Genomic DNA, 6,552 nt, shown 5'->3' with positions numbered 1-6,552 from the left:
TTATTGGAAATCGTCGCGGGCTTAATTGCTTATACATTCCAACCTAAAAAACCGAGCTTGAATTTACGGGATTGTGATATCGCTATTTTTAAACGAAGCTGAGGTTAATTAACATTGCTTTGCAATTCAGAATGTTGTCGTTACATAATGAGCGTATTTCCGATATTGCTTTATCTAAAACAGAAGAGCAAAAAGAATCACGTCGTATTGTGGCACCAGAAAAGGCATCATCTTTGGAGGTCAAGAATTTAACTTTTCGATATGATGAATATGGTAAGCCAATTATTAATAATCTCAATCTTTGTTTCGAACCTGGTGAGAGTGTTGCTATTGTTGGTCCTTCTGGCATTGGCAAAACGACATTGATGAAATTAATGGCAGGATTAATAGAATCCGCTCACGGTGAGATTCTTTTTAATAATATCAATATCATGGATATTGGGTTAAATAATTATCGTAAGCATATTGCCTGTGTTTTACAGGAAGATAAACTTTTTTCTGGTAGTATTTCCGAAAATATTTCTGGTTTCGATGATAATAAAGACGAAACATGGGTTGAGAAATGTGCCATATTGAGCAATATCCATCAAGATATTCTTAAATTACCTATGAAGTATGAAACAATGTTAAGTGAGTTAGGTGGGAGTTTGTCCGGTGGACAGAAACAGCGTTTATTGATTGCCAGGGCCCTTTATCGTCGCCCAAATATTTTATTTATGGATGAAGCGACTAGTCACTTAGATATTGATAATGAAGCTTCTATTAATGCTGCGATTTCAGCTTTATCGATAACTCGGATAATTATTGCACACCGTCCGTCGACCATTGCCTGTGCAGATCGGGTGATAACTTTGTCTAATGTGGAATCATAATATTGAGTAATAGTATGTTTAACATTCAGATATTAATCATGAGGCTTTTATGAATATTGCAATCTCAGCTTTATTCTACTGGATATAAATAAAATGGCCCCAGAAGAGGGCCATCTATTATTTTCATCCTTAAACCACCTCTTGGGGAGGTGGTGGTTATTTCAACAGTAAAATACCACCTGGAAAAGATTTTAAGCTTCATCATAATATTCATTGATGTAAAGCGTTAACTCAATTCCTGGCTTGAACTCTGTTGTTTTTATGCCATTGTTCCAGTTCATTAAATCCTTAATGTTGATACCGTGACGTTTAGCAATACTCGCAATTGAGTCGCCTTGGCGGACTCGGTAAATAATGGCATTGTCGTTATTTACCCTTAATACTTGTCCAATTTTCAACAATCTGGCGGTTTTCAGATTATTCATGCGTTGTAATTCACGGGTGGAAACATTAAACCGTTTTGCAATAGCGGATAATGTATCACCTGAACGAACTTTATATTGGCTTTGTTTGCTCAGTTGGCGGTTGTTTTTAGCAACTTCCTGACGAATATTACTCAGAACTGTTTTATTTGCTAGCGAGTTTTTAAACTGATCAATTTTTGCCTTTGGCAGCATGATGTAATGTGGACCGTTCGGCGATGTCACTCCTCGCTTATACCCGGGGTTGTAGGCTTTAATTGATGTCAGGGACATGCCCGCTAGTTCTGCGGCTTGAGACAGCGTGATTTGTTGACCGACATCAACCTGATCAAGCGCCCGCTGATTATTGGATTTTGGCAGCGTAATGCCATATTTATCACTGTTACGGATGACATCACTGAGTGCCAGAACTTTAGGTACATAGAGCGAGGTCTCCCTTGGTAGTGATAATGACCAAAAATCCGTTGGCTTGCCTTTTACTTGGTTTTCTTTTATTGCGCGCATAACACGGCCTTCGCCGCTGTTGTAAGCAGCAATAGCCAATAGCCAATCACCATTGAACATTTTATTCAGGCGTTGTAACAAATTCAGGGCGGCAGTTGTTGATGCGGCAACGTCTCGGCGTGCGTCGTACCATTTATCCTGAGTAAGACCGTAATTGCGACCCGTATCCGGGATAATCTGCCACAGACCAGCGGCCTTAGCGCGTGAGGTAGCATGCGGGTTAAAAGCACTCTCCACTATGGGTACTAATACCAGTTCCATCGGCATATCGCGTTGCTTGATCTGCCTGACTATCCAGTACATATACGGTTCAGCCCGTAAAGTTACATCGTGGAGATAGCTCTTGTTTTTCAGGTAATAATTTCGTTGTTCACGTACCCTGTAGTTATCAGGGATCTTCATCTTCAACTCATCACGGATATATCCCCACAGCTCACGCTGAGCGCCAGAATCATCCTCTCCCCAGTAGGCAGCACGCTGATTGGTATCATTAGTTGCTATCTTGCCTGTCTTTAGACTCGTTGAAGACGAATTCTGTGCCCGTTGTCCGGCTGTCGTCGACCAATCAGGCCCTGATTGACAGCCAACCAGCAAGACAGATGCGAACAGAATCGCTTTTGTCTTCATAATTAATTTTTATGGTCGCTTAAAAGACGACCAATAATACTTATCTTGGTTTGATATAGCAACTCTCTAAATCAAAATTGATCTTTTTGTCTTCTTAGTTGACGGAAAACGGCGGAAAGCGGTTGAGAGTTGGGTGTAATTCCAATATTTCTTTGTAAATCAATATCATCACATTTTAAGAAAATATTGATTTTTTTCTCAGTTTGTAGTGTGGTTGGTGTTGTTGGTTGATTATTTTCCCTCATTCTGATTACTTTTTGCTGGTATTCGCTAATAGTCTGATTGGGTAAAACAGTATAAGCAAATTTCATATTAGAAACGGTATATTCATGGGCGCAACAGATCAGTGTATCATCGGGCAGCTCAGCGATTTTTCCGATAGATGTATACATCTGCTCAGCGGTGCCTTCAAAGAGACGTCCGCAACCACCAGAGAACAAGGTATCCCCACAAAAGAGATAAGGTGCTTGATAAAAAGCAATGTGCCCCAGAGTATGGCCTGGAACATCGATGATCTGGAAAGAAAAGTGACCGAAATTGATGCTATCACCGCCACATACTATTATGGTGGCGCCTTTGTTCTGGGTTTCTGCTGGGCCGTATACTAGTAGCTCAGGGAATTGATCAATAATTCCAGGGACGCCACCGACATGATCGTGATGATGATGGGTAAGTAAAATTGCATCGGGTATCCAGCCGCGAGATTCCAAGGTATCAAGAACAGGTTGTGACTCTGCCGGATCAACGATTACAACATGTCTATTTTCATCACAAAGTAACCAAATGTAATTATCTGAAAGGGCCGGAATGCTGATAAGCTCCATTGTATACCTCTTATTAACAGCGGGTTATAAGGAAAAGAAGCCATGAAATCTGCACATACAATACAGAATATAAATCCCCCGGCTTCTTGGGTTGATTTACCTTGGGGGGAGTATTACCGTGCCGCTTTGGAGCGCCAATTACAACCCTGGTGGCCGAAAATATTTGGTTTCCATCTGTTGAAAGTCGGTAATTTGAGTGCTGAAATTGACAGTAATGTCTGTCCAATTTTTAATCAGATTAATGTAGGTAAGGAAGGCAAGAATATGCAGGTGATTAGCGATCCTTACCATCTGCCGTTTGAAGAAAAGTCTGTTGATGCTTGCTTACTGAGTCATATGCTGGCTTACAGCGCTGATCCCCATCGTCTTTTACGGGAAGTTGACCGGGTGATGATTGATGATGGCTGGCTCATTATCAGTGGTTTTAATTCATTGAGTTTGCTTGGTTTGGGGAAATTAGTTCCGGGATTATGGCGTCATCAACCCTATTGCAGCCGGATGTTTTCCATGATGCGCCAACTTGATTGGTTGAGCTTGCTTAATTATGAAGTGGTATATCGTGACAGCTTTCAAGTATTGCCCTGGCGAAATGAAACAGGTTTTTCTAATCGGCACTTGTCTGTATTAGGCTGTGTCAGTCTGATTATTGCCCGCAAGCGCACACTGCCATTAACACTAAGTCAGAGAAAAGTGACGCGATTAAAACCTAAATTGGGCAATGCCGTTGGCGTAACAAAATGTTACCGAAAGCGTAATTAATCTCTATTTTCGAGATATCCCGTGTCGGTTTCTGTTGGTGAGTTTGCTGCGGCACGGGCCAGTTCATCACAACGCTCATTTTCATCATGTCCGGCGTGGCCTTTGACCCATTGCCAATCAATGTCATGGCGGCTAATGGCTTGATCGAGACGCTGCCATAAATCGACATTGCTGACAGGAGATTTATCTGCTTTACGCCAGCCGCGTTTTTTCCAGTTATGGATCCATTGTGTAATGCCTTGACGCACATATTGGCTGTCGGTGGTTAAGACAATTTTGCAAGGGCGAGTCAGCGTTTCCAGGCCAATAATTGCCGCCATGAGCTCCATTCTGTTGTTTGTTGTACGATAAAAACCTCCGCTAAGGTTTTTTTCGTGTTGTTGATAACGTAATAACACACCGTAGCCTCCAGGCCCCGGATTGCCGAGACAAGATCCATCGGTGAAAATTTCTACCTGTTTGCTCATATCTGGTAGACTCTTCTTATTCAATTCAAAACCCTAAGTCTGACACAAAAAGGCATTATGAGCACTGTAATTACACGACAAGTTGTCCTTGATACCGAAACGACTGGTATGAATAAATTAGGTGTTCACTATGAAGGACACAAAATTATTGAAATTGGGGCCGTGGAGCTTGTTAACCGTCGTTTAACGGGTCGCCATTTTCATGTCTACATTCGACCGGATAGATTGGTCGATCCTGAAGCATTTGAAGTGCATGGGATCAGTGATGAATTTTTGCAGGATAAGCCGCTGTTTGCTGACATTGTAGATGAGTTTATTGAATTTATTCGCGGCGCTGAATTGATTATCCATAATGCTCCCTTCGATATCGGCTTTATCGATTATGAGTTTGGCAAGCTGAATCGTGATATTCCGCCAACTGCGGATTTCTGCAAGATTACTGATAGCTTACAACTTGCAAGAGGGTTATTTCCGGGGAAAAGAAATAACCTTAATGCGTTATGTGATCGTTATGATATAGACAATTCTAAACGAACCTTACATGGGGCGTTACTCGATGCTGAGATATTGTCTGATGTCTATTTGATAATGACAGGCGGGCAGACTTCTCTTGCCTTTTCAATGGAAGGGGAGGTTGCTGGCGGTGAGAATGTTTCTGAAATACAGCGTATTACCCGGTCTCAAACGGCATTAAAAGTTATTTATGCAACGGATGAAGAGCTTGCGGCACATGAATCCAGGTTGGATTTAGTGGAGAAGAAAGGCGGGAGCTGTTTATGGCGTATGAATTCTGGACAAAGCTAATATAAAATTGCAGATAAATTACCTTTTTGGGTGAAAAGTTGATCAGGTGCGCCACTTTGTTATAAAAAATATTGACGGAATGATCTTGTATTCGTAATATTCACCTCGTTCTCAACCAGAACACTGCGCGGTGCGGTAGTTCAGTCGGTTAGAATACCGGCCTGTCACGCCGGGGGTCGCGGGTTCGAGTCCCGTCCGCACCGCCAAAGATTCCGAAGCCCTGGGTAGTTGCCCGGGGCTTTTTCATTTGTACTTATATCATTCAGTAATCTCTCGATAATAGACAATGATGAAATTGCATTGAAATAAGACATAGAGACGCTACCAGCTTTCTATAGTGCTTGTTTCTGCAATTCTTATTAGGAATTTATTTTCTTTACCAGGTTTATAGCGTGATGGCCAAATATCCGATGGATGTAAACCCAATTCAGTGGCAATTAATGCTTCTCCCTTTGGCCACGGGCGATGTAATGCATTACTCAATGTCGATGATGCTAATCCGGCTTTTCGGGAAACGGCTGAAAGATTTGTTCCTTGTTTTCTCAGTGCTGCAATAATATCTGCCGGATGCCAGTCTTGAATATCCATGAATAATCTCCAAATTTTAATTGTGAGAAAAACATTGATAATAGATAAATTATCAATGTCTTGCTGTTTGGTAGTAATTAGGTGCAGATTATCAATGAAGATTAATTGAATTGGCTATCGGAGATAATACTGAATAATGGTATCGATTGTTTTATAGCAAAATATGACCTATATATTGAAGGTGTTTTTTCTGGATGTAAAGAGTATTATTATTTTCTTTGAAAAATATTATTGGTTTAATAACTTAAATAACTAATAATTTCTGACGAGTATTTTCACTCTGTTTTTCATACAATTTATTAATGATTTTGTATTCACATAATAAATGCAGTGAAATTGCTTATTTTTTGTAAGCCACGACCCGAAATTCTATTCCATATATCATCTGGTTGAGTCGTGGTAATAATCAAATTTCTTATATATTTATAGTTGGCTTTTATACCCGTCATCTTTCAAGTTGCCTCTTTGTTGGCTGCACTCACTCACCCCGGTCACATAGTTATCTATGCTCCCGGGGATTCTCTCCCTTGCTGCCGCGATGCATCTTGAAATCCATAGGGTATATAATATTGTTGGGCAGATTCGACTAATAAGTGCAATTTTTCAGAAGGGCGGTCAGTTGCTATAGTAGGCATCTTTCTCGCCAAAGGAAAATGCACTATGGCCTATACACAACTGACCGAAA

At 40.9% G+C, this 6,552-nt stretch carries 7 protein-coding genes, 1 tRNA gene and 1 pseudogene; 4 read left to right on the top strand and 5 right to left on the bottom strand.

All coding sequences use genetic code 11. The features are described from left to right. Positions 1-104 precede the first annotated feature (104 nt). Positions 105-872 (top strand): annotated as a pseudogene (locus ACGF5R_RS23310) (ATP-binding cassette domain-containing protein); the annotation flags it as partial. Between the two features lie 191 nt (positions 873-1,063). Here ACGF5R_RS23310 and mltD read toward each other — a convergent pair. Both mltD and gloB read right to left on the bottom strand, forming a co-directional pair. Then, entirely contained in the window at positions 1,064-2,425 is a 1,362-nt protein-coding gene (gene mltD / locus ACGF5R_RS23305; protein ID WP_387692978.1) for a murein transglycosylase D, read from the bottom strand. Between the two features lie 71 nt (positions 2,426-2,496). Beyond that, positions 2,497-3,249, bottom strand: a complete 753-nt coding sequence (gene gloB / locus ACGF5R_RS23300) for a hydroxyacylglutathione hydrolase (RefSeq protein WP_112876832.1) — start codon at positions 3,247-3,249, stop codon at positions 2,497-2,499. A 42-nt stretch (positions 3,250-3,291) separates the two neighbouring features. Here gloB and ACGF5R_RS23295 point away from each other — a divergent pair, with 42 nt between their 5' ends. After that, the gene (locus ACGF5R_RS23295; protein WP_112876831.1) at positions 3,292-4,008 is read left to right on the top strand and encodes a class I SAM-dependent methyltransferase; all 717 of its coding nucleotides are present in this window, start codon (positions 3,292-3,294) and stop codon (positions 4,006-4,008) included. Here ACGF5R_RS23295 and rnhA read toward each other — a convergent pair. Then, positions 4,005-4,475, bottom strand: a complete 471-nt coding sequence (rnhA, locus tag ACGF5R_RS23290) for a ribonuclease HI (protein ID WP_112876830.1) — start codon at positions 4,473-4,475, stop codon at positions 4,005-4,007. The genes ACGF5R_RS23295 and rnhA overlap by 4 nt on opposite strands. A gap of 57 nt (positions 4,476-4,532) precedes the next feature. Here rnhA and dnaQ point away from each other — a divergent pair, with 57 nt between their 5' ends. Beyond that, the gene (gene dnaQ, locus ACGF5R_RS23285) at positions 4,533-5,279 is read left to right on the top strand and encodes a DNA polymerase III subunit epsilon (RefSeq protein ID WP_112876829.1); all 747 of its coding nucleotides are present in this window, start codon (positions 4,533-4,535) and stop codon (positions 5,277-5,279) included. A 129-nt stretch (positions 5,280-5,408) separates the two neighbouring features. Next, positions 5,409-5,485: transfer RNA gene (locus tag ACGF5R_RS23280), tRNA-Asp, on the top strand. A gap of 115 nt (positions 5,486-5,600) precedes the next feature. Here the strand turns inward: ACGF5R_RS23280 and ACGF5R_RS23275 are convergent. Both ACGF5R_RS23275 and ACGF5R_RS23270 read right to left on the bottom strand, forming a co-directional pair. Next, the gene (locus ACGF5R_RS23275) at positions 5,601-5,867 is read right to left on the bottom strand and encodes a helix-turn-helix transcriptional regulator (protein ID WP_011145309.1); all 267 of its coding nucleotides are present in this window, start codon (positions 5,865-5,867) and stop codon (positions 5,601-5,603) included. Positions 5,868-6,370: 503 nt separating this feature from the next. Beyond that, positions 6,371-6,502: a hypothetical protein gene (locus ACGF5R_RS23270; RefSeq protein ID WP_387692976.1), complete on the bottom strand. Its 132-nt coding sequence runs from the start codon at positions 6,500-6,502 to the stop codon at positions 6,371-6,373. Positions 6,503-6,552: the final 50 nt, after the last annotated feature.

Origin of the sequence: Photorhabdus sp. RM71S (assembly GCF_042879355.1) — a bacterium.
Taxonomy (GTDB): domain Bacteria; phylum Pseudomonadota; class Gammaproteobacteria; order Enterobacterales; family Enterobacteriaceae; genus Photorhabdus; species Photorhabdus kayaii.
The sequence above is the reverse complement of the archived record's forward strand: the minus strand, read 5'-3'. Positions and strand labels throughout refer to the sequence as shown.

Bases quoted from the DNA above. Each gene is read 5' to 3' on its own strand.
- mltD (WP_387692978.1), bottom strand. From the start codon at position 2,425: ATGAAGACAAAAGCGATTCTGTTCGCATCTGTCTTGCTGGTTGGCTGT.
- gloB (WP_112876832.1), bottom strand. From the start codon at position 3,249: ATGGAGCTTATCAGCATTCCGGCCCTTTCAGATAATTACATTTGGTTA.
- ACGF5R_RS23295 (WP_112876831.1), top strand. From the start codon at position 3,292: ATGAAATCTGCACATACAATACAGAATATAAATCCCCCGGCTTCTTGG.
- rnhA (WP_112876830.1), bottom strand. From the start codon at position 4,475: ATGAGCAAACAGGTAGAAATTTTCACCGATGGATCTTGTCTCGGCAAT.
- dnaQ (WP_112876829.1), top strand. From the start codon at position 4,533: ATGAGCACTGTAATTACACGACAAGTTGTCCTTGATACCGAAACGACT.
- ACGF5R_RS23275 (WP_011145309.1), bottom strand. From the start codon at position 5,867: ATGGATATTCAAGACTGGCATCCGGCAGATATTATTGCAGCACTGAGA.
- ACGF5R_RS23270 (WP_387692976.1), bottom strand. From the start codon at position 6,502: ATGCCTACTATAGCAACTGACCGCCCTTCTGAAAAATTGCACTTATTA.